This window comes from Verrucomicrobium sp. BvORR034, from assembly GCF_000739635.1.
Lineage (GTDB): Bacteria > Verrucomicrobiota > Verrucomicrobiia > Verrucomicrobiales > Verrucomicrobiaceae > Verrucomicrobium.
The window spans coordinates 22,987-49,135 of sequence record NZ_BATQ01000147.1; the positions used below are offsets into that span (position 1 = coordinate 22,987).

Sequence of the window (26,149 nt, forward strand, 5' to 3'; positions counted from 1 at the left end):
ACCCCGATCCTGGTCACTCGCAACCCTGAAAGAGGAGCATGGACTTAAGGTACCCCCCTATTTTGGATGGGACCCAATTTTACATACAAGGGCCGGGACCGTGGCTAAAAGGGGAGCCCACTACCCCTCCCTTCCCCTGGACATGACGACCAACAACATCACGCCCCTGACCCAGATCCTCCCGGCCGCAGAGAAGTCCTTTGCCTCCTTGCTCAGCGCCTCCGGCATCAGCTCGCCCACCGATCTGGCAAAGAACCAGCCAGAGAAGCTGCTGCGCTGGATGGAGGAAGTGAACTCCGAACAACGTCTGGTGCGGAAGCTCCCGACGCTGGACACGGTCCGGGAATGGATTCGCCAGGCGCAGTCCTGGGGCACTGCCGCCTGACGAAAAAGGTCAACCCAAGCAAGGCCGCTACTCCGCGGCCTTCAATGCCTCCCGCAGCACCGGCTCAAACGCATCCGCCTGACGGAAGAAGCCGAGGTCGCTCGGGTGCGAGCCATCCGTTGCGCCATCGGAGTCGTCTCCCAGCAAGTTGTCGCCCGGGAGATAGAAGAGACCGGTCACGTTCTCGGCCTTGAGCTTGTCGAAGGCTTCCTTGAGCGCCACGTGGTTGTCGGTGTGGTACTTGGCGCGATCCGGGTGAATCCAGGAGTTCGTATTGCGACGGTCTTCCACCAGCACAATGGGTGTCTTGGGCCGGGCAGCCCGCAGCTGTTTGACGAGAGGGACGCAACGCTCACGGATCAACTCCGCGCCCATGTTCGGGTTGCAGTCGATCACGTACACTGCCGGGTCCAGCTTCACGAGTTGATCGCCAACGGCGGCATCCATCTTCCCGTTGCCGGAGAAGCCGAGGTTCATGACATGCCGGTCCAGCCGACGTCCGAGGATCGCGGTATGAACCATGCCCGGACGCGACGCACAAGCCCCATGGGTGATGGAGGTGCCGTAGAACACCACCGGCTTGGGTCGAGCGGTTAGCCCCTCAAAGGTGGCCCCCTCACTGACGCCGATCTCCAACTTCTCCACGCCATTGAACAGCGGCAGATACAGCATCCATTCGCGAGCCTCTCCCTTGATCGTACCCGTGAGATCCGCCTGGAGCTCCTGTTTGTCCGGCTTGCTCACTCCCACCCAGCGCCACTTGCCATCTTCAGCCTTGGCATAGAGATCCACGCCGCTCACCCCGGTGGCTGGCATGTGCGGCATGGCGAGATTGGCTTTAAGCAATTTGTACCGCACCTGGATGTTGGTGGCGTTGCTTTTGAAGCGCACCAGCATGCCCGCGCTGTCGCGGCTCAGATTCCACACCGTGTCCGTCACCTTGCCTTCCGCCCCAGAAGGGAAGCGATCATAGTACCGCTTGCGGGCCTCATCCGGCCAGCCCCGCCCTTCCAGATAAGGAGCGGCATCGTGCCAGGTCAACGGCTTGGCCGCAGGCTTGGCAGGCTGCGCCGGGATGGAGCTGGGCACCGGTTCTGAGGTGATCGTCGCGGACTTGCCTCCCTCAGGTGAAATCACCGTGGCCCCTTTTTGGGCCATGAGCGGGACGGTGGAAAGGGAGAGAGTGGTCGTGATGAAGGATCGGCGTTTCATGGGGAGGTGGAAAACAAAAGTAGCTCCTTTACTGAGCCTCAACAAAAACGCCATCAATCGACCACCATCTTGCAGGAGAAACGCACAAGGCCCACTGACACGCCTAAAGGCGGAACTCCAACCCTCTCCGCTCCACTTTCATGGTTCGAGTTCCGCCCCGCATGCAGGACGGCTACCTCTCTACGGCCCATGATCCACCCTTTCTCACAAATTACCTCGAACCCCAACAGGCTGACTGTTCTACCGAATTACTGAATCACCGGACTGCCGGTTCCCCGCTCCCAAGTGTCGCTCCAGAAACTCAAACGTCCCCACCCCATGAATGGTGTGCGGACCATTAAAATATTCGATCCGAGACTTCTCCCCCAGTCCCAGCTTGTTGTAATACCGGAAGACCTTGGCGTACTCGTAGGCCACCCATTCATCCAAGCCCACGCCATCATCGTGCCCGCGCTCCACCATGAAGGGCCGCGGTGCAATCAGCGCCGCCATCTCTGCATAGTTGAAGGTGTTGCCAAGGTCCCATTCCCAGATTTCATACTCGCCGCTGTAAACGTAGCTCAAAGGCAGGTCCACGGTGGCGCACTTTCGCACCCACTCGTTGAAGTCACCCGAGCAGATCGAAAGACAGTAATCCGGCAAGACCGCGGGGATGCGCATGGCGGACTTGCCTCCGTAGCTGAGGCCATAGAAGGCGATTCGATCCCCATCCACAAAGGGCTGCGTTTTCAGCCAGGCGAGCGTTTGCTGATGCTGCCCGATGATAACGGAGAACAGGCTCAGCCCCACGAGATTGAGCTTCCGCTGGATGACTCGAAAGTGGTCCTTGCCGCGGTAGAAGTTATGCGGGGCAAACGTGACATAGCCCTTGCGGGCCAGGGTCGCTGCGAAGCCTTTATAGGCCCCGTAGGCTTTGGCTGAGGGGGCCTCGTTCACCACATCTTCCGGCAGGCCTTCCAATCCGTGCTGACAGACCACCACCGGGCGCCGCTCGCCTTCCTTGATACCCTTCGGTACAAGCAAATAACCCCAGGCCGGCACGCCGGGCCAGACCTCCATCATCACCTCATGAGTCGCGAACTCGGAGTTCTGGTCCAGAACACGGCTCCGGGCAGCAGGCGGCCCCACAGGATCAGGCAGGCGCCCAATCGACTCCTCCCAAAAACTTTCCCGTAGCTTCGCCGTGGTGGAGGACCGCTCTGCGTCGGTCTTGGCCGTCGTGAGCGGCTTCCACACCAGAGTGTTCCGCTGGCGCTCGCAAACCTGAAGCGCCCGCCGGGCGTGATCCACCAGCTCGTTCACCAGACGCTGTTGCCGGGCCCTGTCATCTGGCAGAGACCCGCGACGAATGCGCAGTTCAGAAGGTGCGTCCAGTTTGCCCAGTCGCAGCGCCTTGCGAAGCCAGCCCACAGCTTCCACGGGAAAGATCGCCAGCTCCCCTTCGTCGGCGATCACGAGCCGGAGATGCTCCGTCAACTTGTCCCCTGCCAGTTGACGAGCCCGCTTGATTCCTTTTCTCACTGCGTCCTCATCAGGTGTGGCCAGGTTGCCAGGGGCTGCGTTTTTCCTCACCCCCCCAGCAAGCTCCACCGGGGCAGGGAGAACGGGATATTGGCCGTGGGCGATGATGAGGGGGCGCGGCATCACCAGACTGGCGATTTCGGCCTCGCCAAACTCCTTCACCAGCCCAAACCCGTTTCGTTCCAGTGGGCGTTGCCAGGTTGCTTCCAGTTCCTCCCACGCCCCGCTCACCAGGGTGGCATCGATCCGCTTGTCCAAGGCGGCCGCCATCAGAGCCAGCCGCCCGCCTTCGCCATAGCCTGCGACGCCCACTGGCACCTTCCTTGCGTTCATCCACTCCACCAGCGCCAGGACTTTGTGGAGCTCGTAGCCCCCCACATTCCGGCCCAGTTCGAATGTCTGCCGGTAGATCCACTCCCGGTGCGACTGGTTGGTGCGCAAGCCCAGCTCGGGATTGCCCGAGAAATCAGACTGGCGGTTGATCAGGGCCGGGATGACCACGTCACACCCTGCCAGGGCCAGTTCGTGCGCAGCCTGCCCGAGCACCTCTTTGCCCTCCACCAGACCAGCCAGTTCCTCAGGAGTCTGGTCGGCATCCGGCAGGAGGACGATGCAGGCGGTCGCTTCTCCCCGTTGTTTGAGGTAGATGGCTTCCCCGTTCACGCCGTCCAGCACCGGCCAACGCACGGCGTGCACCACATACTTTGCCGCCTCCGCCAGACGCAGTTCATGCACTGATGAGCTCAGGTACTCCAGCCCCACCATCGGCATGCGGACATCCAGTTTGTTTACTCCCAGGATCGTCGCCAAACGAGCGCGCTGGGGCTCTACTGAGGCTTCGTATGCCTTGGCAGAACTGAGATCCCGCTTCCAGAACGCCGCCCGCTCTCCCTCCGCCTCCTGAATGAGGCGGGTGGCAAACTGATCGATGTCTGCCACCATCGCCGCTGATCGGGCATCCCCGGTCGCCTCCTCCAGTGGGGTGGTGCCTGCCAACGGTTCCTGCCCCAAAACCGGGCCCGCCAGGGCCAGGCACACCGGAATCCAGCCAAAATGGAAGTGCATGGATCAAAGCGAACCAAATCGGCAGCCGTTGGTCAACATTTGCCGCTCCTCACCTGCGAGTCCCCTCTTGCATTCTCCGCCCGCTGCCGTTTGAATCTCCGCCATGAAGCGCCTTGTCCCTTTCCTGCTTGCCCTGATCCTCACGCCGCTCCTTGTGGGGATGAGCAAAAAGGTCCCGTACTCCATCACCTTCCATGCCCAGGCTTCGGAGCAGGATCCTCCCAAGACCTACTTCCCGCTCGACATGGGAGCCCAGCGCATGCTCTTCAAGCTCATCCCGGAAGTTTCTCAGGAGAACGTCGTGGCCTTCCACCCATTCCCTGCCGAAAACGGCAACGCCAAGGGCATCGCGCTTCAACTGGATTTTCGTGGCAAAGGCTCGCTGGAAATCATCACCCGCGCCCGCAAAGGGGAATACCTCATCGCCATGGTGAATGGCAAGCCCACCGACTTCGTGGTCATGGATGAACCCGTCACCGACGGCCTCATCACCATCTGGGAAGGAGTATCGGACGAAGTCATCGCACAGATGGACAAGAAGATCCCGCGGATCAAACCCGGCGGACCGCCTTCCATGTCCAAAAACATGGACATGGCACCCGTAGGCAAGCGCGAGCGCAAAGACGCGTACGAAGCCCACAAGGCTGAGGAGAAGGCGAAGGAGAAGGCCCGCAAGGAAGGCCGCCCCACGGAGCCTGAAGTCCCCAGCCTGCCCGCCGCTCCGACGACGAGCCGCATCCCTGTGGAAGGCGCCGACCCGACCCCGGCTCCCACGCCCGCCCGCCCCGGCGCCCCTGAGCCGTATATTCCTCCGACGAACCCAGTCCCGACCGTCCCCACCGAGCCGCTGTTGCCCCGCCGTTAAGTTTCAGCCACAAAAAGCCCGCACACCCGTCTTCGCAGCATGATCCGGATCGTCCCCGCCGTCGCCTGCCTGCTGGCCGCCGCTGCCAGCTTGATCGCTCAAGCCCCATCGACGCTGGGGACGCCCCCCACCCCAACCGCATCGTTCCCGTTGGCCCTGCCTACCGACAACGATGCGCTTCTGCGTGGGGACAACGCCTCCTTCTACATGTATGTGGACCGGATTTTTGAAAATCAGGTCTCCAGTCCGTGGGAAGGCGGCCAGTACGGGTACGTGCGCGGCCCGGTCAGGCATGGGAGTGACATGGTGCTGATGGCCTTCCACGAAGGCATCGACATTGCTCCGACAAAACGGGATGCCGCTGGCGATCCGACCGACGAAGTCCGGGCCATCTCCCCGGGCAAAGTGGTGCACTGCTCTCAACTCGCAGGGGCCAGCAACTACGGTCGCTACGTGGTGGTACAGCACGACACTCCCGACGGTTCCTTCTTCTCCCTCTACGCCCATCTCAGCAAGATCGGCGTGCAGCCAGGGCAGGAAGTCCACCTCGGCACGCCCTTGGGCGTCATGGGCTACACCGGCAGCGGGCTGAACCAGAAGCGGGCCCACGTCCACCTGGAGCTCAACCTCATGTTGAGTAGTCGTTTCGACGACTGGCACGCCCTGAACTTCCGCCCCAGCCCAAACAAACACGGCATCTACAACGGCATTAACCTGACGGGAATCAACATTGCTGCCTTCTACCTGGCGCACCAGAAAGACCCGGCGCTGACCATTGCCAGCTTTGTCCGTAACACAGAGCCCACCTGGAAAGCCGTGGTTCCGCGCAAAGGTGACCTGGAACTGCTGAGCCACTACCCCTGGCTGGGAGACTCGCCAGCCGCCCCTTCCCCTTCCTGGGAAATCACCTTTGGCGACTCTGGTCTGCCCATACGCGTCCAGCCCAGCGCGCTTACCGTGACCCAGGCCCAGATCACCTGGGTGAAGGATCGCGGCATGCCACACGGTTACTACACCCGCGGCTACATCGCCGGCAGCGGAGAAAAAGGCACCCTCACCGCCTCAGGCAAACGCTTCCTGGACTTGGTCTCAGGGGATTTTGTGGCCCCGGCACCGGCTAAGGAAGAGGAGAGCAGGAAAGTGTCCGTAAAGAAGAAGGGATAGGAAGGGTGTCAGTCGCTCCGCTGGCGTATTTCGACAGGCAGCGAAGCCTTGGAAAAGTAGAAGAGCCGTCTCGGCTCTTTATGCATACGCTGGATGGCACGGAAGCAAGAACCGAGACGGTTCTTCCACCTTGCTGACGCCGCCCCCCCGGGAACTCCGGCTGTTCAGCACAGAGCGCTCACCTGAGACACCAGACCCGCATGACGGGTCCGGCCGCGCACTCTCACCTCAAGACACTGGAGCGAGAATGATCTTCTGCACATCCATGATGGCCCCGCCGTTCTTGCTCTGGGGCTTCACAGCCAGGCGGTAGGTGCCGGGTTCCTTGATCTCCAGTTCACCCACATTCACCGGAGCCCACTTCTGGAAGCCGCCGGTGTCCTGCACTTTGAACGTGAGAGCCTGTTCACCAAGCTGGATGGCCACCTCGCTGCCGCCACCGGCTCCGCAGCCCTGGTGCACGGTCACATTGTACTTGCCCGCTTTGTCCACGGTGAATTCCCACTCGGCAAAGTCTTCCTTCTCTGTCCAGAAGCCGAGGCAGTTCTTCTCCGGCTTGGGCTCATAGCGCATGTTTTCGCTCCAGGTCGTGGCGTCCTTGGCCAGCAACTGAAGAGAGCCATCTTCAGTGGGCTTCACTTCCTCTCCTTCCTGGGTGGGTACCAAGGCCACTTCTTCCAAGACGAACGTGGACCACGCCACGCCATTGGGAGTGTAGAACGCCATGAACTGGTCACCGCCCTGTGGGATGTAGATGTCGCCGATGTAGAGCCGCTTGGTCGCGCCACTGGTGCTTACCAGGGTCTTCTTCAGGCGGAGATCACCAAATTTGAACTGCACACCCAGCGTGGAAGACTTGAGCGAATACGAAATCCGGACACTGTAGCGGCCCCAGCGCTTCGACTGGAACGGGAAGTTGTATTGCTCCCAGTGCTCCATGGGGGCGAAGGTGCTTTGATCTTTGGCCACCTTGAAGGCAATCACCCCACGCTCCGGAAGATCTTGACGTTCAATGGGTTCACCACTGCCGAAGTCACCCAGCCCGGAGAGGGAATCCGTCACCGCAAAGGGCGAAAGCGGGGCCGTTGTCGGAGCTGGCGCGGCCTGTTGAGGCTGGTCCGTCTTCAGCACTTCATCCGCTTTCACGGATTCCACAGGAGCCGTCGCGACCGCCTCTTTCGTCTCCTGCTGGACGACCTCCTTCACGGCCTCCGGAGTCGCTTTGACGACTGTGGCTTCACTCTTGCCGCACGCGGAAAGAGCAAGAGGAATTCCAACGATCAGCAGGGAAGCAAGAGGGCGGTTCATGCGGGCAATAGCTCTGGACAAAGAGGAGTACGAACGGCTTCAACGCCCAGCTCTCCCACCTTATTAGGCCGAATTCTCCTATTCCGCGGCCCCACTTGGAGCCTCATCCGCCGCACACTTCCTCGACCGCGAGTCGCACAGCCTTCACCATCGTCTCCAGTTCGGACTCCACCACGCAGAGCGGCGGCATGAGGACGATGGTATTGGCAATGGGACGCGTCAGCAGCCCATGCTTGCGGGCAGCCACGCACACGCGGGCCCCCACCTGCTCCGCCGTATCATAATCCAGCCGCGGCGAGCGCTGTTTCACCAGCTCAATACCCGCGATCAAACCGCAGCGCCGGACGTCCACCACGTGGGGCAGGTCGGTCAACCCTTGCAGGAAGCGATCGAAGGCCTTGATCTTGGCAGGCAGCTGTTCCAGCACCTTCTCCTCGCGGAAGACGGCCAGACTGGCCAGCGCCGCAGCGCAACCGAGTTGGTTGCCGGTGAAGCTGTGCCCGTAGAAAAAGGTGCGCCCCTCTGAAGGTGCCCCGAGAAACCCCTCGTACACCCGTTGATTCACCAAAGTGGCCGCCAGCGGCAGGTACCCACCCGAGAGCCCCTTGGCCATACAGAGGAAATCCGGCACCACCTTCTCCTGCTGGCAGGCAAACATCGTGCCGGTGCGGCCGAACCCCGTCATTACCTCGTCCAGAATGAGGAAGATCCCCTGCCCACGGCACCAGGTCTCCAGGGCCTTCAGCATGCCCTTCGGCCAGACCCGCATGGTGTTCACCCCCTGGACCAGAGGCTCAATGATGACCGCCGCGATGTGCTGCAAGTCATCGGCCGGGAGGGCTGCCAGGTCTTCAAACGTTCGCACCCGCTGCACCACATAGCCAAACTGGTTGGCGCTCCCTTTGAAAAGGGGGATGCCGCCCAAACTCGCAGCGCCCAGAGTATCGCCATGATAGGCCGCATCGAACGCTAAAATGACGTCCCGACCAGGTTGACCGTTCTGCCGCCAGAACTGGAGAGACATCCGCACTGCCGCTTCAATCGCGGTGGAGCCGTTATCTGAGAAAAAGACCTTCTCCAGCCCGCCATCAGGGAACAGGCCCACAAGTTCGCTGGCCAGTTGAGCCGCCGGTGGATTGCCAAAACCGAGGTACGAGGTGTGCGCCACCTGATCAAGCTGCGCCTTGATGGCATCGTTGATCCGCGGATGGCAGTGTCCGTGGATGTTCGTCCAGATGGAAGCATTCCCGTCCAGATACCGATTGCCGTGCTGGTCCACCAGATAAGCACCGTGACCACTGCACAGCATGAGGGGCTCATGCTCCGGCGCGCACCAGTCGCGCATAGGGGTGAAGGGATGCCAGGTGTAGGCCTTGTCGAGTTCCGCGTAGTTCAAGCGTGTTGGGAGGGGGGAGTTTGAAGATGCCGCCCCTCCCATGAACCCAAATGGCAGAGGCATCAACCCCCGGATAGGGCAGTCACGTGGGAGGCCACCGCCTTGCCCAGCCCATCGAGGTTGTAGCCGCCCTCCAATACCGAAACCAGTCTTCCGGAACAATGCTCGTCGGCGAACTTCATGAGCGTCTTGGTGAGGGCGGCAAAATGCGCGTCGGTGAGTCGAAACTGCCCCAAAGGATCATCCACCCGGGAGTCAAACCCTGCTGAGATCATCACGAGATCCGGCTTGAGCTTGGCCGCCTCCTGCAAGATGTGATGCTCCAGCGCCCCACCGATCTCGCCATAGCCCGCTCCAGCCGGGAATGGAAAGTTCAAGATCATCCCCTTCCCCTTTCCCTCCCCCTTCTCCTCGGCCCAACCGGTGTAGGGATACCACGGGGCCTGATGAGTGCTGGCGAAGATGACACTGCCGTCAGCATAGAAGATGTCCTGCGTGCCGTTGCCGTGGTGCACGTCCCAGTCCACGATCAATACCCTGGAGGCTCCATGTTTCTTCTGGGCCACCCGGGCCCCCACGGCCACGTTGTTAAAGAGGCAGAAGCCCATGCCCTGGGCAGGGCGGGCATGATGCCCCGGCGGCCGCACGGCACAGAAGGCATTTTTGAGCTTCCCGGTCATGACCGCATTCACCGCCTCCACGACACTGCCTGTGGCATGACGCGCCACATCCAGGGAACGCGGGCAGATCGCGGTGTCGCCGGTGCTCAGGTCGCTTTTGCCCGCTGCCACGTCGCGCTTGGCAGCTTCCAAGTACACCCGTGTATGGCAGAGCAGGATTTCGTCGTCCGTGGCTGGCCGGGAGGCGATGGTTGTCATCGTCTTGGTCAGGCCCGCAGCGGTGAGCGCCCGGGCCACTGCCTGGTAGCGCTGCGGCGACTCCGGGTGCCCGCCTCCGGTGTCATGCTCTGCGCTGATGGCATCAAGTACGAGTCCAGAAGTGGGGGCAGCCATGCCCTATGGGAGCAGTCCGGCGTTCCGGTGTCAATGCAGGATGCCTGGGCCGCTGCTTGCAATCCCGCTTGGCCAGAGCCATGACAACACCTCGCATCTTCCATGAGTTCCGCCGCCAGCGTCATCAGCCTCGATACCCCGCTTGATCAGGTGGAGGGACTGCGTCCCGCAGCCGTGCGCATGCTGGCCAAGGAGGGACTCGCCACGGTGGGCGGTCTGGTCCTGCACTTCCCGGCCCGCCATGAAGACCGGCGACGCATGGACTTCAAAGGGTTCTGCCCCAGCGAGACGCCCGTGTGCCACCATGTCCGGGTGCTGAAGACGCGCGTGTTGCGTTTTGGCCAACGCGGCGGCGTGTTTGAAACGGTGGTGGAGGCGGCAGAAGCCAATCCCATGCACCAGCAGCTCACGTTGCGGTGGTTCGGCATGGTGTACCTGCAAAAGGTCCTGGCCGTGGACATGGAGCTCATGGTGTACGGCAAGATCAAGGAAATAAAGGACCGCCTCCTCATGGACCACCCGGAGTACGAGATCGTCCGTGGGGAAGAGGACGACGACGAGGCCGGCATCCACTCCTCCCGCATCGTCCCCGTGTACCGGCTGCGGGGCGGACTGAAGCAGAAGCCCCTGCGCCGCACCACGTGGCAGGTGATGGAGCAACTCCCCGCCGCCGCCCTGCCGGACATCCTGCCCCGGCCCAAGGCGGGTGGCGATTTTGCCGGGATGACCCGTGCCACCGCCCTGCGCACCCTGCACCATCCGGATGGGTTCGATGAACTCACTCAGGCCCAGCGCTACCTGGCTCTGGAAGAGTTTTATCTCATGCAGCTCCGCGCCGTGCGGAGGAAGCTGCAGTTCAAGCATCACGGCGGCACTCCACAGCGCGCGGAGGGACGACTGCTGGCGGCGTTCCTGGAAACTCTGCCGTTTCAGATGACGGGAGCCCAAAGCCGCTCGCTTGATGAGATCCTGGCCGACATGGCCCTGCCTCAGCCTATGAACCGGTTGCTGCATGGTGACGTCGGCAGCGGCAAAACGGTGGTGGCCCTGGCCGCCATGCTCATGGCCGTGGAGGCAGGTCGCCAAGGGGCCCTCATGGCCCCCACCCAGATCCTCGCAGAGCAACACTACGAGAACGCCCGCCGCTGGCTCGAGCCCCTCGGCATTCGCGTCGCACTGCGTACAGCGGACAGGGTGCTGGATTTCGATGCGGAATGCCGCACGCTGGAAGCGTGCGCTCCCCAGATCCCTGCAGCCGATCGCGGCCCCGACATCGTCATCGGCACTCACGCGCTGCTCTATGAGCGCAGCGCGGGCAACCTCCCCCGCCTGGGGCTGGTGGTCATCGATGAGCAGCACAAGTTTGGGGTGGCCCAGCGGGCCCGGCTCATCGCGCAGGGCGAGACACCGGATGTGCTGGTGATGACGGCGACACCGATTCCTCGAACCCTCACGCTCACCCTCTATGGGGATCTGGATGTCTCGACCATTGACCAGCGGCCCAAAGAACGCGGCAAAATCATCACCGCGGTACGGGAGGTGACCAAGGTGGAGGAGGTCACGAAGTTTGTCCTGGCCCGTCTCGAAGAAGGACGGCAGTGCTACATTGTCTATCCCTTGATCGACGAGTCAGAAAAGCTCGATGCCGGGGCCGCGACCACCGGGCTGGAAGAGTGGACCAAACGACTGGCCCCGCATGCCATCGGGTTGTTGCATGGCCGCATGGACACCGACGCCAAGGAGTCGGTGATGCGGCAGTTTCGAGAAGGCAGCGTCAAGGCCCTGGTCAGCACCACGGTGATCGAGGTGGGCGTGGATGTCCCCAACGCGACCGTCATGATCATCCACGACTCCGGCCGTTTCGGTCTGGCCCAGTTGCACCAGCTTCGCGGCCGCATCGGCCGGGGGGCTCACACCTCCTACGCCATCCTCTTCGTTCCCAAGGGTGACAAAGAGGCCATGGCGCGGCTCAAGCTGCTGGAGGAAACCACGGACGGCTTCAAGATTGCGGAAGAAGACCTCGTCCGGCGTGGCCCTGGTGATGTGCTCGGCAGCGCCCAGAGCGGCCAGTCCCCGCTACGCTTCGGTGCCCTGCTCGCCGACACGCGGCTGGTCACCACGGCTCGACGCCTGGCCGAACGGACGCTCAAGGCAGATCCGGAACTGCTTCAGCCCGGACACGCCCACCTGCGCGCCCTGGTGGGCGAAGAAGTGTTTGGCAAGGGCACCATGCAATAACCTTCCGTTTCATCTTCGTTCCCGAATTCCAGAACTACGAAAAAAATCTAACATCCCCGGCCCATCCCCTTCCAAGGGAAGGACGCCCGGGCCATCTCTCCCAACCTGGCTGCCGTACCTCTTTGAGACATGCTTGAACAATTCCGCCGCATCCTTCTTGTCATCATCATATTCTTCGCCGCCACCTGGCTCTATCGGCAGTGGCAGGCGCGTCAGGGTGGTGAGAGCCTGTTTGACTACATCCAGACCAACAGCACCACTCCGGAGAAGTTCACCAGCCCCTCAGCAGCGAGGTTGACGGCAGCAGATGTCCCAGGTCTGGCCAAGCTCAGTGAAGAGTCAGCCAAACTCGCCGGCTCCGTCCTGCCCTCCGTGGTGAGCATCGACACCGCCACCATCAGTCGTGTGGCGGTCAGGGACATCTTTGGCTACTTGCGCGGCTACCGCAACGACGTATCGCCCGGCCTGGGCTCCGGCGTCATCGTCAGCAAGGAAGGTCACGTCATCACCAACTACCACGTGATCAAAGGCGCCACGCAGATCAAGATCACCACCAACGACCGGAAGTCCTACAAGACCGAGATTATCGGCGCTGACAGCCAGCGGGACATCGCGGTGCTCAAGATCGTGGGTGGCGGAAACAACTTCCCCGCGCTGAACTTTGCCAACTCGGACCATGCGCGCGCTGGACAGATCGTCTTCGCCGTGGGCAATCCCTTTGGCCTCACCGGTACCGTGACCCAGGGCATCATCAGCGCCACGCAGCGCCGTTTCAGCGACACGTCCAACTCGCTGCTCCAGACAGACACCGTGATCAACCCCGGCAACTCAGGTGGACCATTGGTCAACATCTACGGAGACATCATCGGCATCAACGTGGCCATCTTCACCCGCGGAGCGGTGACCAACCAGGCCTGGCAAGGCGTGGGTCTCGCGGTGCCCTCCAATGATGTGAAGGAATCGTTTCAAGCCATCATGAACCGCGGCGCTCCGGTGCTGGGCTTTCTGGGCATCGAGGTAAATCCTGAACCCGTGGCGGTGGATTCCGCACTGGGCACCACGCTCGGCGCCATGGTGGAAACCGTGAACCAGGAGTCCCCCGCGGCCAAGGCCGGCATTCAGGTGGGAGATGTCATCATGCAGTTCGGCCCGCGGACTTTCAACTCGGTGGATGAGCTGATGCTGATGATTGCCAAAGCACGCCCCGGGCAGGAGATTCCCATGATTGTGGTCCGTGACGGACACATCCTCAACATCAAAGCCGAGATCGCCCCACGACCCGCAACCAACTGAGGAACAGTCCAGGCTCGACAAACGCGCCTCCGGCTGTTGCAATGGGTGAAAGGTTGGAACATTACATGCTTATGTCCAACGCCCGTTGCTCCATCCGTTCTCGCGCCCGCGGTGGCGCGTTCGGGCCGCTCTTGATTATCATCGTGGCACTGGCCATGAGTGCTGCGGTGTTTTTTCTATTCACCAAAAAGTGGATCGAAAAAGAGAAACCCGCCTCTGATCCACAGACCAGCACGCAACCGGCGACAGAAGCGCCTCCATCGGCCGCCCCAAAGAGCTCCCCTGCTCCCGGTGCGGAAACCGCTGCCTCCAAGAAAGCTGCGGCACCCAAAACTCTGGGCTTTGCCCGGCCCCAAGATCTCGCCCAACAGCTCACTCGAAATCTGGCAGAAGGCGATCTGAAGTCGGCCGCCGGCCTCGTGGCTGCTGGTGATCCCTCACAGGCCGCAGCAAGCCTGGGCGTAATGGAGAAGATCAAGGAGCTCGGCTACAAGGGCGGGGCCGTGAGCCTGGTGCAAACCTTGGGCCAGACCGAAGGCGTGGTCCGCCTTTCCATTCCGCTCTCCAGCACCCAGGGCGGTGCCCCCGATCTCAATTTGCAGATCGACGTCGTCAAAGACCCGAACATGGGCTGGCGCGTGCACAAGCTGCGTTTGCCCAAGGATCTGGAGATCGCCGTTGCCGCCGTGATCCCTCCTGGCGCCCCCATGATCAACCCCGCTGGCGGGCCTCCCCTTCCAGCAGGCACTGGCCAGTCACTCTTCGTGGTGGACTCCGAGCCAGACGCCATCACTCATGCCAGCAATTTTGTCCGCGCCCTGCTCAAGCTCGACTACGACACAGCACGGGCGTATGTGGATGAGGGCAAGATCCCACCGGTGAAACTGGCCGGTCTTTGCATCGTCTTCGAAGACGGCAAGTACTCCCTGCAGGATCACAAGCCATTGGTCGCCACCGTTTCCACCGAGACCTCTAGCTGGATCATCGCCAAGGTGCGTTCCGACATCTACAAGGAAGAAACCGAGTTCGGCCTGGAGATGGAGAAACTCGCTGGCGGTTGGCGTATCATCGGGCTGAACCTCTCCCGCCTGCTGGCAGACAATGCCCGGTCCTCTGCGATGGTCGGCATTCCCTACACCCCGCTGGTGCAGAACCCGAAAGGAGGCGAGAGCATCGCCCTCTACTTCGAGTACGATCAGACGATATTGCATCCACGTGCCCAGGCGCAGCTCAATATTGTGGCCTCCATCCTGAAGGCCAGCCCCAGTAAGAAACTCAAGATCGGCGGCCACACGGATGCCAAGGGCAGCGACCTGTACAACGTTGCTCTTTCCCAGCGACGCGCCGCGACCGTAAAACAGTACTTCCTGGATCAGGGCGTGCCGCCGCCGCAGGTGGAGACAGTCGGCTTTGGTAAGGCGCTGCCCCTCAGCCCCAACGCCAATCCCGATGGCTCCGACAATCCTGAAGGACGCTCCCGCAACCGGCGTGCGGAGATCCTGCTCGACTTCTGATGCTGTAGCGTCAGGCCTCTCTCCGCTGCGCCCATTTTTTCCCGCCAGCCAGCGCGCTCATGGTTTCCTCCAGGCGCTTGTCCAGGGTCTCCGGGCGTTTGGCGGTGCTGATCCACACCATGTACTCCCTCTGGTAGGTGGGTTTGAGACTCTCAAAAAAGGCCGCGGCTTTCTTGTTCTTCTTGAGCGCCGCTTCCAGTGGTGGCGGCATGGGCCAGGGCTCACGCTTCACCTTCGGCGGAGGCGGAGCCACGGGGCTCAGATCCACGGCCACCGCCGCATGCAGCATGGCCTTGAAGGCGGGCTTGGGCACCTCAGACAGATCCTTCAGCTTGATGCCGCGAATGGAGAGGCTCTCCAGCCCGTGATTAAACAGTCTGGCGGGATCTGCCACTTCTCCGCCGCGATAAAAAGCAATCTCCACGTGATCATTGAACGCTCCCAGCGCGCAGACTCTCTTGCGTCCGGAAAAGCAAAGCATGTTGGAGTTGATGCTCTCCTTCAAATCCGGTTCCCAGCGGAAAATCAGATCGCGCAGCTCCTCACAGATCTCGCGCGTGAATCCCGGACAGGTGGCGATCCATTCATCGGGATCCTGGGTACGTGAGGCGCGGCAGTCCATGACAAATTTGCGGGTGTGAGGAGTGAACCAAACATGAGCTCAGCTCGTCTCACTGACAAGGTCCGAGTGGACGCGACGCTCATCGCCATGTCGTTTGGCAGGCACGAATTTTTCCCAGTATCTTCCCATCTCCATGGTCCGGATCGCCCCTTCCGCCACCGCCACTGCGGCCAGCTCCGTGCTGCTGGCCTGTCTTCTTGCCTCCTGCGGGGAGAAAGAGCCCCCTCCTCCTGTGAAGAGGCCGCCCGCTCCCGTCGAGATGACTCCTCCTGCCCCGCCCGCACCGTCGCCCCCTCCCGTGCCCCCGACGTCCGTGCCAGTGCCCGCGCCCGCTCCTCCCACCCCGGCACCCGCTATGCCCTCACCAACGCCCACCCCACCTGCCCCGCAGCCTCCACCGCCACCTGCGCCCAGCGTGCCGGACTCCGTGCCTCCGGAGGAGCGATTGGAGGAAGTACGCAAGCTGCGCACCCCCGGCCTGACGGAGGAGTTGCGCCAGCAGGGGTTGGCCTTGGGCGATCCGATTTTCATCCGGGTGTTCAAGGAGACGTTGGAACTCGAACTCTGGATCAAGCCGAAGGCTGCCTCTGCCTACCGCAAGTGGAAGACCTGGCCCATCGCGGCCATGTCCGGCGAGCTGGGTCCCAAGACCAAGGAAGGCGATCGTCAGGCACCGGAGGGTTTCTACCAGGTGACGACCAAGTCTCTGAATCCTCGCAGCAACTACCACCTCTCCTTCAATATCGGATACCCCAATACCTTTGACCACGCCCACCAGCGCACAGGCAGCTTCATCATGGTGCATGGCAAGGCGGTGTCGATCGGCTGCTTCGCCATGACCGACCCCGTGATTGAGGAGATCTACCTCATGGCTGAGGCCGCTTTGAAGAGGGGGCAACCTTCCTTTGGCGTGCACGTGTTTCCCTTCCGCATGACCTCCGAGCGGCTCCTGCAAGCGGGCGAGGAGCATCCGTCACTGATGAACTTCTGGCTCGATCTCCGCCAGGGCTATACAGCCTTTGAATCCACCCAACAGCCGCCGATCATCAAGGTGGAGGAAAAACGCTACCGGATCACCCCAGTGGGTGCCACTCAACCGTCTTGACCAAAATTCCCGAATTTGATTGAATGAGTGTATGAAAACCACCCTCCTGGTTCTCCTATCCGGAGTGCTCGTCGCCACTGCTCCCGCAGGCGACCTGGCGGACTTCACCGGCCAGCCTTTCAAACTGACCACCAATTTCGGTGACTCCTACTACGGCTGCCGGGTGGTGAAAGTCACGCCTGAGACCGTGACTATCATGCACGAACAGGGGGTGACCAAAATCGGCCTCGACCTCCTGTCGCCCGATCTGCAGAAGAAGTTCAACTACGACCCGCTGAAAGCCCGTGAGTTCGCCCGGGCAGAACAGGAGAAAAAGGACCAGGAAGTGGCACGGGTGCGCAGCCTCAAAGAAAAGCGTGACCGGGAAGAGCGCACCATGATGGCCGGACTGATGGCGGAGGAGAAGAAACAGCTTCAGGATCAGGCAGATCGCGAGCGGGCCCGCCACGACGACGCCCGCACAGCCCCCCAGCCAACGCAACCGCTGGCCGCCATGCCGGGAGATCCCACTCCCATGCTGGGCTCGCCAGCTCCCGTCGTGTCGGTGATGCAGGTTGAGTCCGCAGTTCCCACTGTCGCTCCCATCACTGAGGTGTACTCGCCTGAATCCAACCGGAACCGGCGCTATCTCAGCCGGGACAACGGCTACTACTATCCTTGGTACCCAGGCTATGGCTATGGAGCCGGTTATGGCTACGGCTCAGACTACGGGTACACTTATCCCTACTACGGCAGCGGGTACTACTACTCCCGCCCGCAGGCACCTTGCCCGCCCTTCATTCAGCAGCCCCGCCGCCCCATCATATCTGGCACCTTCAAGGTCGGGAATGGCGTGATCAAGATCAACCGGTAGGCATCCATCGCCTGCTCACCCACCAGAACACCAAGGCCAGGAGGCTGACGCCACTTCCCAGAAGGCACACGCCGCTCCAGCCAGCATGGGCATACATGGCGGTGGCCGACACCGCCCCCAAGCCGCTGCCGACGGCATAGAAGGCCATGTAGCACCCGACCAGCCGACTGTGGGCCTCTGTGCCACGCTGAAAGATCATGCTCTGGTTGGCAACGTGCAGCGCCTGCCCACCCAGATCCAGCACCAGGATCCCTGTGACCAGAGCCCACAAGCTGTGCAGGGAGAACGCCAGTGGGAGCCAAGCCAGTAGCAACAGAGCCAACGCCATCCCGCTCACCCACTGTCCCCTGCCCCGGCCTGTCCAATAGCCAGCGCGCGATGCGCCCAATGCTCCGACGGCGCCCACCAGCCCAAAGGCACCCATCACGGTATGGCTGAAGCCAAAGGGCGGGGCCGCCAGTGGCAGCACCATCGCGCTCCAGAAGATGTTTAAGCCTGCGAACATCAAGAGCGCGAGAGTTCCCCGAATCTGGAGCACGCGATCTCCCGCCAGTATCGTCACCATGGAGCCCAACAATCGGGGGTAGGAAAGCGGCTGAGCACCCACCTCCTGCTTGGGGAGCACCTTCCACAAGACCGCCAGCAACGCCAGGGACAGGCCTGCAGAACCAAGGTAAACAAAGCGCCATCCCGCAAGATCTGCCACCAACCCCGATACGACACGGGCCAGCAACAGCCCCATGACCACCCCGCCTTGAACGGCGCCCACCACCCGGCCCCGCTCCGCAATGGGAGCCGCGGTGGCGGCATACGCGATGAGGCCCTGCGTCATGGCTGTGCCCAGCAGTCCTACCATGACCATGCTGAAGAGCAGCATGGGCCGGGACGAAGCCGCCCCCGCCAGGATCAGTGCCCCTCCCAGGGCCATCAACTGGAGAAGCATCAGCCGGCGGCGCTCCACCAGATCCCCCAGCGGTACGAGGAACAACAGTGCCAGCGCAGAACCCACTTGAGTGACGGTCACCACCACCCCGGCGGCCGCATGGGTCAGGCCAAACTCCGTTGCCAGGGTCTCCAGGAGGGGCTGGGCGTAGTAGACGTTGGCGACGCAGCTCCCGCAGGCGGTGGCGATGAGCAGCACCAGGCCACGCGGCAGGACTGCCGTGGCCGGCCCCTCGTCCTCCGGCTCATGGGGAGAGGCTGAAGTTGCCGGAAGAGGACAGATGGAGTGATTCATGGAGGCGACATCCAGTTTCAAAATGAAACTGGTTTACACAACACGAAACGAGTTTTAAAATGCAACTGGATGCAACTCCGGACAGGACGTTCTTTTTTTCTGCGTCCGCCTCTCTTGATCAGCCATGCCCCGAACCAAGAAGCCTCCTTACCAAGCCTGCCCGGTGGCACGGGCTGCCGATATCATGGCCGACCGGTGGTCGGTCCTCATTGTTCGGGACGCCTTCGACGGTTTGCGTCGTTTTGGCGAGTTCCAGAAGAGCCTCAGCATTGCCCGCAACATCCTGGCGGACCGACTGCACACGCTGGTGGAGGCGGGCATTCTGAGCATGGAGCCCGCCTCAGACGGCAGCGCCTATCAGGACTACGTGCTGACGGCAAAGGGTGAAGCGCTTTTTCCCGTGGTGGTGAGCTTCCGACAGTGGGCGGAGCAGCATCTCTTCCAACCAGGAGAGCCTCACTCGGTGCTCGTGGAGAGCAAGACCGGTCGACCGATACGAAAGATGGCACCAAGCACCCGCGATGGACGGGTGCTTGGCCCTCAAGATGCCTTTGTCAGGAAGCTGCAGTCTTAGGCGCAGGTGCCGTAAACAACTCTTCACGCACCCGGTCACGTTCGCGGTCGATCATCTCATCCGTGGCCCCCATCTCCTCCAGAAGATAGTCCGTCATGGCCAGGGCGATTTCACCTTCGCTTGTGAACACCGCATTCGCTCCGCACTGGCGCAAGGCCTCCGCCTGGTTGAGATAGGAGGTGCGGGAAAGGATGCGGATCTTGGGATTGAGGTCGCGGGCAGCCTCAACGATTTCCTTGGCCGGCACACCGGAGGCGGCAATGATCAGGCCTTCTGCCTTCTCGATACCAGCATGGTGCAGGATCTCCCGCTGCGCGGCGTCGCCATACACGGCTGGTTTGCCATCGGCCAGAAGCTTGCGCACGGTCTCGATGTTCATTTCCACGATTACCGGCCGGAAGCCATTGTCTTCAAGGATACGGCTGAGCGTGCGCCCCACCGGACCGTAGCCGACCACCACCACACGGTGGACGGTGTCATCCAGCTCCAGCACGTTCTGCATATCCGCCGGCCGAGCCGGACGGGCCCAGCCCCTGCGCTCCAGCCACTTCATCAAGGGGGCGATGCCCTTGTACATGAGCGGGTTCAAGGTAATGGAGATCACCGAGGTGAGCACGAGGGCGTTGGTCGCTTCTGGTGGAAGGATCTTCATTGAGGTGCCCAGCGCTGCCAGGATGAAGGAGAACTCCCCGATCTGCGCCAGTGCCACGGCGATGGAGAGCGCAGAGGAGAGAGGCTTCTTGAAGAACAGGACCACCGCCAGAGCAGCGAGCGGCTTGCCGATGATGACAATGCCCAAGGTGGCCAGCATCAGAGGCCAGCCGGTCTTGAGCGCCCCAGGGTCAAACAACATGCCCACGGAAACAAAGAAGAGCACCGCAAACGCATCGCGCATGGGAAGCGCCTCCGATGCTGCACGACCACTGAACTCCGACTGCCCCACCACCATGCCAGCGAGGAATGCCCCCAAGGCCATGGAAGCCCCGAAGAACTTGGCGGAACCCACAGCAATGCCGAGAGCCAGCACCAGCACCGTCAGCGTGAAAAGATCCCTTGCCCCAGTCTTGGCCACATAACCAAGGAACCACGGAATGATCTTCTGCCCTGCCACGAGGGTGAACACGCACAACAGCCCCAGCTTGAACATGGCCACTCCCATGGTCACCCACACATTGCCACCTTCTGCCACATGCCCTGCACCATGCGCATCCGCCGGGTTGCCGAAGATGGCAGGCAGGAGCACCAACACGAGAATGGTGAACAGATCCTCCACAATGAGCCAGCCGATGGCGATGTGCCCGCTGGGCGTGTGCAACGCGCGGTTGTCGGAAAGCACACGGGTGAGCACTACCGTACTTGCCACAGAGATGGCCATGCCGAAGACGATGCCCGCCTCAATCGACCAGCCAAAGAAATGCGTGACGATTGCACCCAGCACGGTGGCGGCAGCAATCTGTGCCACGGCGCCCGGAATGGCGACCTTCCGCACTGCCAGCAAATCTTTGAGATGAAAGTGCAGACCCACGCCAAACATGAGCAGAATGACGCCGAGCTCCGCGAACTGGGTCGCGATGTCATTGTCCGCAACAAAGCCTGGAGTAAAAGGGCCAACCAAAATGCCAGCTAACAGGTAGCCGACAATCGGAGACAATTTGAGCTTTTGGGTGATGAAACCCAGGGCCAACGCAGCGGTCAACCCTCCCGTCAGTGTCAGGATGAGATCAAGGTTGTGGGGCATCGTCTTCCATACCCGGTTGAGCTAGTGAGGCAACCCATGAGGACGATTTAGGGAAATTTTCACCTATCGCGTGGCTAAATTTCGCCATTCTTTTCCGAAAGAATATAATCTCTTTGTCTCGTGGAGTTTTTCTTGCTTCCTTTTGCGTTTTTGCCTGTAATTGCGCCTCCAAATCCCCGGGCTGCTCCTCTGGGACATCTGCAACTCCATGAAAACCACCTCATTCAAACTTGCCTGCCTGCTCAGCCTTGCTCTCGCCGCCCCGGCCTTCGCGGACATCTCATCCATGATGAAGGAGTCCATGAAGGGCGAAACCAGCCTCTACAAGAAGGTCGCCACCGGCAAGGGCTCTGACGAAGACGCCCAGAAGCTCCTGAACTACGTGAAAACCCTCCCTGCCGAATCTCCTGAAAAGGGCGATGCCGCCAGCTGGAAGGAAAAGACCGACAAGCTGGTGAAGGCCACTGAAGACGTCGCCGCCAAGAAACCTGGTGCGCTTCAGGAACTGCAAACCGCTGGGAACTGCAAGGCCTGCCACAGCGTCCACAAGGGCTAGAGCTGCCACTCCGCATTTTGCCAGTCACTCCCAACCGCCCCCACTCCCAGGGGACGGTTTTTTTGTGTCTGCCCACTTGGCGGCGGACCATGTCACGAGATCTTTGCTTTCCCCTCATGGACGGAGCATCGGTTTCAGGTTGAGAGGCGGCAGTACGCACCCATGACCGCCGATCCGCAGCCTGCCTCGCCTCCCGCCCCCCTCTCACCTCCTCAGAAGCGCTCCCTTCCCGCGTGGCTTCTGTTGCTCCTGCTGACGGCCCTCCTCTATCTGCCCGGCACGGGAGACATCCCCCTGATGGACCGCGACGAGCCCAGATTCGCGCACGCTACCATGGAGATGATGCAGCGGGACACCTGGCTGATCCCTTATTTCAATGGTGAGTACCGATTTGACAAACCCCCGCTCACCTACTGGTGGATGCGCCTGCACTACCTGCTGCTCGGCTTCAATGAGTTGGCCGCCCGGCTGCATTCCGTAGTGGCCGTCTGGCTGGTGGCCATTGTCGTGTTTAGCACGGGAAAGCGGTTGTTCAGCCCGCCTGCGGGCTGGTGGGCGGCAGTGGGCTGGCTCACGTGCCTGCAGGCCCTGATTCACGGGCGGCTCTGTGTCGCAGACATGCCCATGGTTCTATGTGTCACGCTGACCATGGCCGCGCTGCTGGAGCTCCTTAGCGGACGGGCGGTGTCAGACCGCAGATTCCCGGCTGCCTGGTGGCAGCTTTGGCTCTCGATCGGTGCCGGCTTCCTGGCCAAGGGCCCCATTGCGCTGCTCGTACCCGTGCTGGCAGTGTTGCTGTGGCGCTTCGCCTTCTGGCGCAAACCCGCCCCATGGCGGCGGCTGGGCATGGGCTGGGGGTTGCTCATGGCATTGGTCATCGTCGCGGCATGGGGCATCCCTGCGCTGATGCAGACTCATGGGCTGTTCTGGAAGGTGGGCATGGGGGAACATGTCGTGAAGCGCGGCACCCAGGCCTTCAACGGGCGCGTCGTCCTGCCTTTCTACTACTTCGCCACCGCCTTCCTCAGCCTGCTGCCGTGGATCGCCTTTCTGCCGCTCGTGTGGAAGCATCTACGGGCCTCCTGGAATGCCCAGACCACCCTGCTGCTGGCTTGGTTCACCGCGCCGTACTTGATCTTTCTGGCCTATGCCACGCAACTCCCCCACTACGTGATGCCCGGATTCCCCGGCTTCTTCCTGCTGCTGGGCGCCACACTGGCAGCGGCACCTGCCCAGAGAGGAATCTCATGGGGACTCTTTGGCTGGATCTACGCCGCGTTGATGGCGCTCGTGGCAATGGCTGTCCTCTCCCTGGCTTGGGCTGGACCCTGGGTCACGGTGGATTCCCTGCGCTGGGTGCTCACCGCCGGTGCGGGTCTGCTGTTGGCGCTCGTGACCTTGGGGATTGCCGTGGAGCGCGGGCACCGTGTCGCCATGGGATTGGCTGTTGTGCTTGCAGCAGGCTGTCTGGTGCCCTTTGGCAAGGCGTTGCGGGCCGAGCATCCCGTCATCCGACTTGCCCCGGAACTGGCGCAGGTTTCAGGAGACAAAGACCTTCTCGCCTGGGGGTTCACAGAACCGAGCCTGGTCTTCTACTCCGACCGCCAGTGGACGATGCTTTCCAAGATGGAACGCGTGAAGGAACGCCTGGCCAAAGGCCGTGCAGGAGCTGTCGTGATGCTGCGGCGGGAATGGACCCTGAGCGACCGTATCAAACAGTGGCGCACAGGCAGCCCCATTACCACCAGCAAGGACAATCAGCAGGAGGTGGAGGCTGTGTGCGCCACCCTGCCTGGTGCCCGGGTGGTGGATGTGGAGGGATACAACCTCGCCCGAAGCAGTTGGGTTGAACTCAGACTGGTCATCCCGGTCAAAATGCAGGAGTGACGTCAGCGACGGTCTGTTGCTATTTCAGCTAACCACAGAGACACAGAGGGATGACTTTTTAGACAGAACTCAGAAACTGAGAACCCTAATTCCGCAAATCCTGCCTAAACCTCAGTTTAAGTCTCTGTGTCTCGGTTGCTTAACCAGAAAGCAACATTCATCCCACTCGGGCCTCGCCGGCCTCCACCACTTCGTCCTCGTCATCTTCCGACACCACGGCATCTTCGGGATCCCCGGCGGCTTTTTTGAACCGGGAGCGGCGTACCGCCAGCCCCAGAGGAACGCCAAACAACACAGCGATCCAAATAGCGACAGCCACGTCCGAGGGATGATGCTGATTCCCGTACATGCGGGCCCAGCAGACGCTGGTGGCGCAGAGCAGGGCAGGCACCCCCACCACGGGCATGGCCACGGCCAGCGGGATCGAGGAGCCAAAAGCGGTGGCGGTGTGACCGGAGGGAAAGGAGTTGAAGTCCCACTTCACCTGAGGGCCATACCAGCCATCGGCCACACCCTTCTTGGCGATGGCGTTCGGCCGGGGACGCCCGACGGAGAAGCGGAAGACATTGGCCACCAGCCCGGCAAAGACAGCGCACAACATGCTGGCCACGGCCAGTCTCTGGAAATAACGCGATTTGAACAAGCGTCCCGCCATCCAGACTCCAATGACCAGCACGAGGTTGTAGCCCCCAAAATCGCCCCACTTCCCAATCTCACCGGACAGTTCTTTCAGGTCCTGCCGAAGCTCACGATTGGGCATCTGCTTGAGCTGCACCACCTTGAGCACCTCGGCATCCCGCGGCACAAGGAAGGCAAACACCAATCCCACCACGATGACCGTGGCTGCGGCCATTTTCCAGCGATGGCGGGACATCACCCCCACCATCTCGCTCCAGAGCAACCGGATGTCCGGCCACATTTTCAGGGTCACGGGCACTCGTTTGAGCCGGATGCAGCGGGGTGCAATGGAGGAACTCATGGGATGGGTTAAAGCTGTGATTTCACCCTCGCGAATCCCACTGCTTTCGCGAAAACATCTGTGCAAAGAGACCGTCACCTCACGGTCGTTTCCCTGCCTCAACAAGACGGATCACACCTCGTTCCAGAGAGGCTTGAAGCCGGAGCTGGGGAGGCTTACCAGGTTTGAACCAACGTCCGCCGGCATGGGAAAACTTGCCCGTGGCATCTTCCACCACCACCCCAGCCCCCGGCATCACCAGCACTTCACGATCCTGCGGCACCACCAGATCCACCTCCCCTTGCCCGGCAAACTCCCACTGCTGTCTGGTGGGTGCGCTGCCGGGGTTGAGCAGCACTTCCGTTCCCGCCAGGGTCAGCACCGCCTCTGACACGCGCTCCAGGGGAAACTCCAGCTTCAGGTTCTGGTTTAGTTCCGTGAACCATCCCTTGCGGGTCTGCACATAGCGAACCTCAGGCAGGGTCTGCTCCGCCCCCTTTTTCAGCCGCACGCCAGTGAGCACCACGCTCCAGACCATGCCATGCCCGCTGGCATCCACTTCAATCTTTGGACTGGCCCCGGCCACGATGTCCAGGTTGCCTTCCTGAAAAGTGCCGGAGAGTTTCAAGTCTCCTTTCAGAGGCAGGTCCGGGCCCACCACCACCTGATTGCGCTGGTACGGGGTGGCCAGCAGGGAACCGGTCGTGGCCAGGCACACCAGCATTCCCACAATGGCCGCGCCGCTGCGGGGATGCTTCAGCAGCCAGTCAAAGCCCCTGGCGAACCACTGCCGGTGCTCCAGCACCTGGGTGCCGGTCCAGAGACCAGCACAGGTGAACCACATGAGCCCCATCGCCCACCAGGTGTCGGTGAGAAAGTGGCCTCCTTGAACCGCACGGGCCAGCCCGATGAGCCAACCCAGCACCAGCCCGCCCCACAACCCCGCCCACGCCAGTTGCGCGTTCCGGCGTCGGTGGATGAAGTAGTAGGAGAAAAAGAAGAACCCCATGGTGGCATGCCCGCAGGGGAAGGATTTGCCGGTACTGCTCACGTCCCGCACCCAGACCGGTTCATAGGCATGGCGTCCGCCAAACTCCACCACGTCCCGTGGTCGGGGCCGACCCCAATGATCTTTGAGGATGGCATTTGCCACCAGACCTGGCCCCATGGCGAGCACCAATGCGAGATACACGGTGGCGAAGTTACGCTCCGCCGGCAGACGCCGCCCCACCTTCAATACGAGCCCCCCCAGGGCCACCAGCACCGCCAGCATGGCTGGCAACGTGCCAAAGTGGTAGAGCACATGCCAGGGGAACGTACCCCCCATGTGCCAGCCCGTCTCCGATGAATGGACCAGGCGCTGAAACTTCAGGTCAGCCCCTGTCAGGTTCATGAGATAACTTCCCGCCACCAGCACCAAAGCCGGCAAAGCCAGCTCCAGGGTCCAGGCGGGGATGCTGCGGGCCTGCCCCTCGCGGGGCCCTTCCAGGGTGGCGGATGAAGTCACACTTCTGCGCTATCATCTCCCGCGTTCCCGTCCAAGCAACGCTTTCGTCAAGGTCGTTCCCGGAAAATACGAAAGGCGTGGTGTTGCCACCACGCCTTTGTTTTTTAAGCCCAGTTGGAAACAACCAAACCCAACGTG

The 26,149-nt window shown here is 61.6% G+C and carries 22 protein-coding genes; 11 read left to right on the forward strand and 11 right to left on the reverse strand.

All coding sequences use genetic code 11. The annotated features are described in order from the left end of the window. Positions 1-142 precede the first annotated feature (142 nt). Positions 143-385 carry a DUF4332 domain-containing protein gene (locus BV034_RS36455; RefSeq protein WP_050029861.1) on the forward strand — a complete coding sequence of 81 codons (243 nt, stop codon included), beginning with the start codon at positions 143-145 and terminating at the stop codon, positions 383-385. Between the two features lie 27 nt (positions 386-412). On the opposite strand, the gene BV034_RS25930 is transcribed toward BV034_RS36455, so the two are convergent. Continuing rightward, positions 413-1,597 carry an SGNH/GDSL hydrolase family protein gene (locus tag BV034_RS25930; RefSeq protein WP_050029862.1) on the reverse strand — a complete coding sequence of 395 codons (1,185 nt, stop codon included), beginning with the start codon at positions 1,595-1,597 and terminating at the stop codon, positions 413-415. Positions 1,598-1,837: 240 nt separating this feature from the next. Continuing rightward, positions 1,838-4,183 (reverse strand): alpha/beta hydrolase family protein, encoded by a 2,346-nt coding sequence (locus BV034_RS25935; RefSeq protein WP_050029863.1) that lies wholly within the window; start codon positions 4,181-4,183, stop codon positions 1,838-1,840. A gap of 103 nt (positions 4,184-4,286) precedes the next feature. Between BV034_RS25935 and BV034_RS25940 the strand changes: the two genes are divergently transcribed. Further along, positions 4,287-5,048, forward strand: a complete 762-nt coding sequence (locus BV034_RS25940) for a hypothetical protein (protein WP_050029864.1) — start codon at positions 4,287-4,289, stop codon at positions 5,046-5,048. A 39-nt stretch (positions 5,049-5,087) separates the two neighbouring features. After that, positions 5,088-6,212, forward strand: a complete 1,125-nt coding sequence (locus tag BV034_RS25945) for a M23 family metallopeptidase (RefSeq protein ID WP_050029865.1) — start codon at positions 5,088-5,090, stop codon at positions 6,210-6,212. Positions 6,213-6,440: 228 nt separating this feature from the next. Here the strand turns inward: BV034_RS25945 and BV034_RS25950 are convergent, their stop codons facing one another. The 3 genes from BV034_RS25950 to BV034_RS25960 all read right to left on the reverse strand — a co-directional run bounded on the left by BV034_RS25950 (position 6,441) and on the right by BV034_RS25960 (position 9,929). Further along, a complete protein-coding gene (locus BV034_RS25950) occupies positions 6,441-7,520 on the reverse strand; it encodes a hypothetical protein (protein ID WP_050029866.1) in 1,080 nt (359 codons plus the stop codon). A 103-nt stretch (positions 7,521-7,623) separates the two neighbouring features. Beyond that, positions 7,624-8,916: an adenosylmethionine--8-amino-7-oxononanoate transaminase gene (bioA, locus tag BV034_RS25955; RefSeq protein WP_081888118.1), complete on the reverse strand. Its 1,293-nt coding sequence runs from the start codon at positions 8,914-8,916 to the stop codon at positions 7,624-7,626. Positions 8,917-8,978: 62 nt separating this feature from the next. Next, the gene (locus BV034_RS25960) at positions 8,979-9,929 is read right to left on the reverse strand and encodes a histone deacetylase (RefSeq protein WP_050029867.1); all 951 of its coding nucleotides are present in this window, start codon (positions 9,927-9,929) and stop codon (positions 8,979-8,981) included. A 102-nt stretch (positions 9,930-10,031) separates the two neighbouring features. Between BV034_RS25960 and recG the strand changes: the two genes are divergently transcribed. The 3 genes from recG to BV034_RS25975 all read left to right on the forward strand — a co-directional run bounded on the left by recG (position 10,032) and on the right by BV034_RS25975 (position 14,974). Further along, positions 10,032-12,167, forward strand: coding sequence for an ATP-dependent DNA helicase RecG (gene recG / locus BV034_RS25965; protein WP_050029868.1), 2,136 nt, complete (start codon positions 10,032-10,034; stop codon positions 12,165-12,167). Positions 12,168-12,296: 129 nt separating this feature from the next. After that, positions 12,297-13,460, forward strand: a complete 1,164-nt coding sequence (locus BV034_RS25970) for a trypsin-like peptidase domain-containing protein (protein ID WP_050029869.1) — start codon at positions 12,297-12,299, stop codon at positions 13,458-13,460. Between the two features lie 71 nt (positions 13,461-13,531). Next, positions 13,532-14,974 carry an OmpA family protein gene (locus BV034_RS25975; protein WP_050029870.1) on the forward strand — a complete coding sequence of 481 codons (1,443 nt, stop codon included), beginning with the start codon at positions 13,532-13,534 and terminating at the stop codon, positions 14,972-14,974. Positions 14,975-14,984: 10 nt separating this feature from the next. Here BV034_RS25975 and BV034_RS25980 read toward each other — a convergent pair whose 3' ends face one another. Both BV034_RS25980 and BV034_RS25985 read right to left on the reverse strand, forming a co-directional pair. After that, positions 14,985-15,596: a YdeI/OmpD-associated family protein gene (locus tag BV034_RS25980; RefSeq protein WP_050029871.1), complete on the reverse strand. Its 612-nt coding sequence runs from the start codon at positions 15,594-15,596 to the stop codon at positions 14,985-14,987. A gap of 39 nt (positions 15,597-15,635) precedes the next feature. Then, positions 15,636-16,058 (reverse strand): hypothetical protein, encoded by a 423-nt coding sequence (locus BV034_RS25985; RefSeq protein ID WP_050029872.1) that lies wholly within the window; start codon positions 16,056-16,058, stop codon positions 15,636-15,638. Between BV034_RS25985 and BV034_RS25990 the strand changes: the two genes are divergently transcribed. After that, positions 16,042-16,701 carry a L,D-transpeptidase family protein gene (locus BV034_RS25990; RefSeq protein WP_050029873.1) on the forward strand — a complete coding sequence of 220 codons (660 nt, stop codon included), beginning with the start codon at positions 16,042-16,044 and terminating at the stop codon, positions 16,699-16,701. The two genes, BV034_RS25985 and BV034_RS25990, sit on opposite strands and share 17 nt — an antisense overlap. Before the next feature lie 31 nt (positions 16,702-16,732). Further along, positions 16,733-17,554, forward strand: a complete 822-nt coding sequence (locus tag BV034_RS25995; protein ID WP_050029874.1) for a hypothetical protein — start codon at positions 16,733-16,735, stop codon at positions 17,552-17,554. On the opposite strand, the gene BV034_RS26000 is transcribed toward BV034_RS25995, so the two are convergent. Beyond that, positions 17,544-18,791 carry an MFS transporter gene (locus BV034_RS26000; protein WP_081888122.1) on the reverse strand — a complete coding sequence of 416 codons (1,248 nt, stop codon included), beginning with the start codon at positions 18,789-18,791 and terminating at the stop codon, positions 17,544-17,546. The genes BV034_RS25995 and BV034_RS26000 overlap by 11 nt on opposite strands. Before the next feature lie 124 nt (positions 18,792-18,915). Here BV034_RS26000 and BV034_RS26005 point away from each other — a divergent pair, with 124 nt between their 5' ends. Beyond that, a complete protein-coding gene (locus tag BV034_RS26005) occupies positions 18,916-19,365 on the forward strand; it encodes a helix-turn-helix domain-containing protein (RefSeq protein ID WP_050029875.1) in 450 nt (149 codons plus the stop codon). Here BV034_RS26005 and BV034_RS26010 read toward each other — a convergent pair. Next, a complete protein-coding gene (locus BV034_RS26010) occupies positions 19,346-21,103 on the reverse strand; it encodes a cation:proton antiporter (RefSeq protein WP_050029876.1) in 1,758 nt (585 codons plus the stop codon). The genes BV034_RS26005 and BV034_RS26010 overlap by 20 nt on opposite strands. A 208-nt stretch (positions 21,104-21,311) precedes the next feature. Between BV034_RS26010 and BV034_RS26015 the strand changes: the two genes are divergently transcribed. Beyond that, on the forward strand, positions 21,312-21,659 hold the full coding sequence (locus BV034_RS26015) for a hypothetical protein (protein WP_265593481.1): 348 nt from the start codon (positions 21,312-21,314) through the stop codon (positions 21,657-21,659). Between the two features lie 162 nt (positions 21,660-21,821). After that, entirely contained in the window at positions 21,822-23,546 is a 1,725-nt protein-coding gene (locus tag BV034_RS26020; RefSeq protein WP_050029878.1) for a glycosyltransferase family 39 protein, read from the forward strand. 157 nt (positions 23,547-23,703) lie between these two features. On the opposite strand, the gene BV034_RS26025 is transcribed toward BV034_RS26020, so the two are convergent. Both BV034_RS26025 and BV034_RS26030 read right to left on the reverse strand, forming a co-directional pair. Beyond that, positions 23,704-24,525: a phosphatase PAP2 family protein gene (locus BV034_RS26025; RefSeq protein ID WP_050029879.1), complete on the reverse strand. Its 822-nt coding sequence runs from the start codon at positions 24,523-24,525 to the stop codon at positions 23,704-23,706. Positions 24,526-24,604: 79 nt separating this feature from the next. Then, a complete protein-coding gene (locus BV034_RS26030) occupies positions 24,605-26,011 on the reverse strand; it encodes a phosphatase PAP2 family protein (RefSeq protein WP_050029880.1) in 1,407 nt (468 codons plus the stop codon). Positions 26,012-26,149: the final 138 nt, after the last annotated feature.

Bases quoted from the DNA above. Each gene is read 5' to 3' on its own strand.
- BV034_RS25980 (WP_050029871.1), bottom strand. From the start codon at position 15,596: ATGGACTGCCGCGCCTCACGTACCCAGGATCCCGATGAATGGATCGCC.
- BV034_RS26000 (WP_081888122.1), bottom strand. From the start codon at position 18,791: ATGAATCACTCCATCTGTCCTCTTCCGGCAACTTCAGCCTCTCCCCAT.
- BV034_RS25935 (WP_050029863.1), bottom strand. From the start codon at position 4,183: ATGCACTTCCATTTTGGCTGGATTCCGGTGTGCCTGGCCCTGGCGGGC.
- BV034_RS26015 (WP_265593481.1), top strand. From the start codon at position 21,312: ATGAAAACCACCTCATTCAAACTTGCCTGCCTGCTCAGCCTTGCTCTC.
- BV034_RS26005 (WP_050029875.1), top strand. From the start codon at position 18,916: ATGCCCCGAACCAAGAAGCCTCCTTACCAAGCCTGCCCGGTGGCACGG.
- BV034_RS25945 (WP_050029865.1), top strand. From the start codon at position 5,088: ATGATCCGGATCGTCCCCGCCGTCGCCTGCCTGCTGGCCGCCGCTGCC.
- recG (WP_050029868.1), top strand. From the start codon at position 10,032: ATGAGTTCCGCCGCCAGCGTCATCAGCCTCGATACCCCGCTTGATCAG.
- BV034_RS25960 (WP_050029867.1), bottom strand. From the start codon at position 9,929: ATGGCTGCCCCCACTTCTGGACTCGTACTTGATGCCATCAGCGCAGAG.
- BV034_RS25950 (WP_050029866.1), bottom strand. From the start codon at position 7,520: ATGAACCGCCCTCTTGCTTCCCTGCTGATCGTTGGAATTCCTCTTGCT.
- BV034_RS25975 (WP_050029870.1), top strand. From the start codon at position 13,532: ATGTCCAACGCCCGTTGCTCCATCCGTTCTCGCGCCCGCGGTGGCGCG.
- BV034_RS25940 (WP_050029864.1), top strand. From the start codon at position 4,287: ATGAAGCGCCTTGTCCCTTTCCTGCTTGCCCTGATCCTCACGCCGCTC.
- BV034_RS26025 (WP_050029879.1), bottom strand. From the start codon at position 24,525: ATGAGTTCCTCCATTGCACCCCGCTGCATCCGGCTCAAACGAGTGCCC.
- BV034_RS25970 (WP_050029869.1), top strand. From the start codon at position 12,297: ATGCTTGAACAATTCCGCCGCATCCTTCTTGTCATCATCATATTCTTC.
- BV034_RS36455 (WP_050029861.1), top strand. From the start codon at position 143: ATGACGACCAACAACATCACGCCCCTGACCCAGATCCTCCCGGCCGCA.
- BV034_RS26020 (WP_050029878.1), top strand. From the start codon at position 21,822: ATGACCGCCGATCCGCAGCCTGCCTCGCCTCCCGCCCCCCTCTCACCT.
- BV034_RS25930 (WP_050029862.1), bottom strand. From the start codon at position 1,597: ATGAAACGCCGATCCTTCATCACGACCACTCTCTCCCTTTCCACCGTC.
- BV034_RS26010 (WP_050029876.1), bottom strand. From the start codon at position 21,103: ATGCCCCACAACCTTGATCTCATCCTGACACTGACGGGAGGGTTGACC.
- BV034_RS25995 (WP_050029874.1), top strand. From the start codon at position 16,733: ATGAAAACCACCCTCCTGGTTCTCCTATCCGGAGTGCTCGTCGCCACT.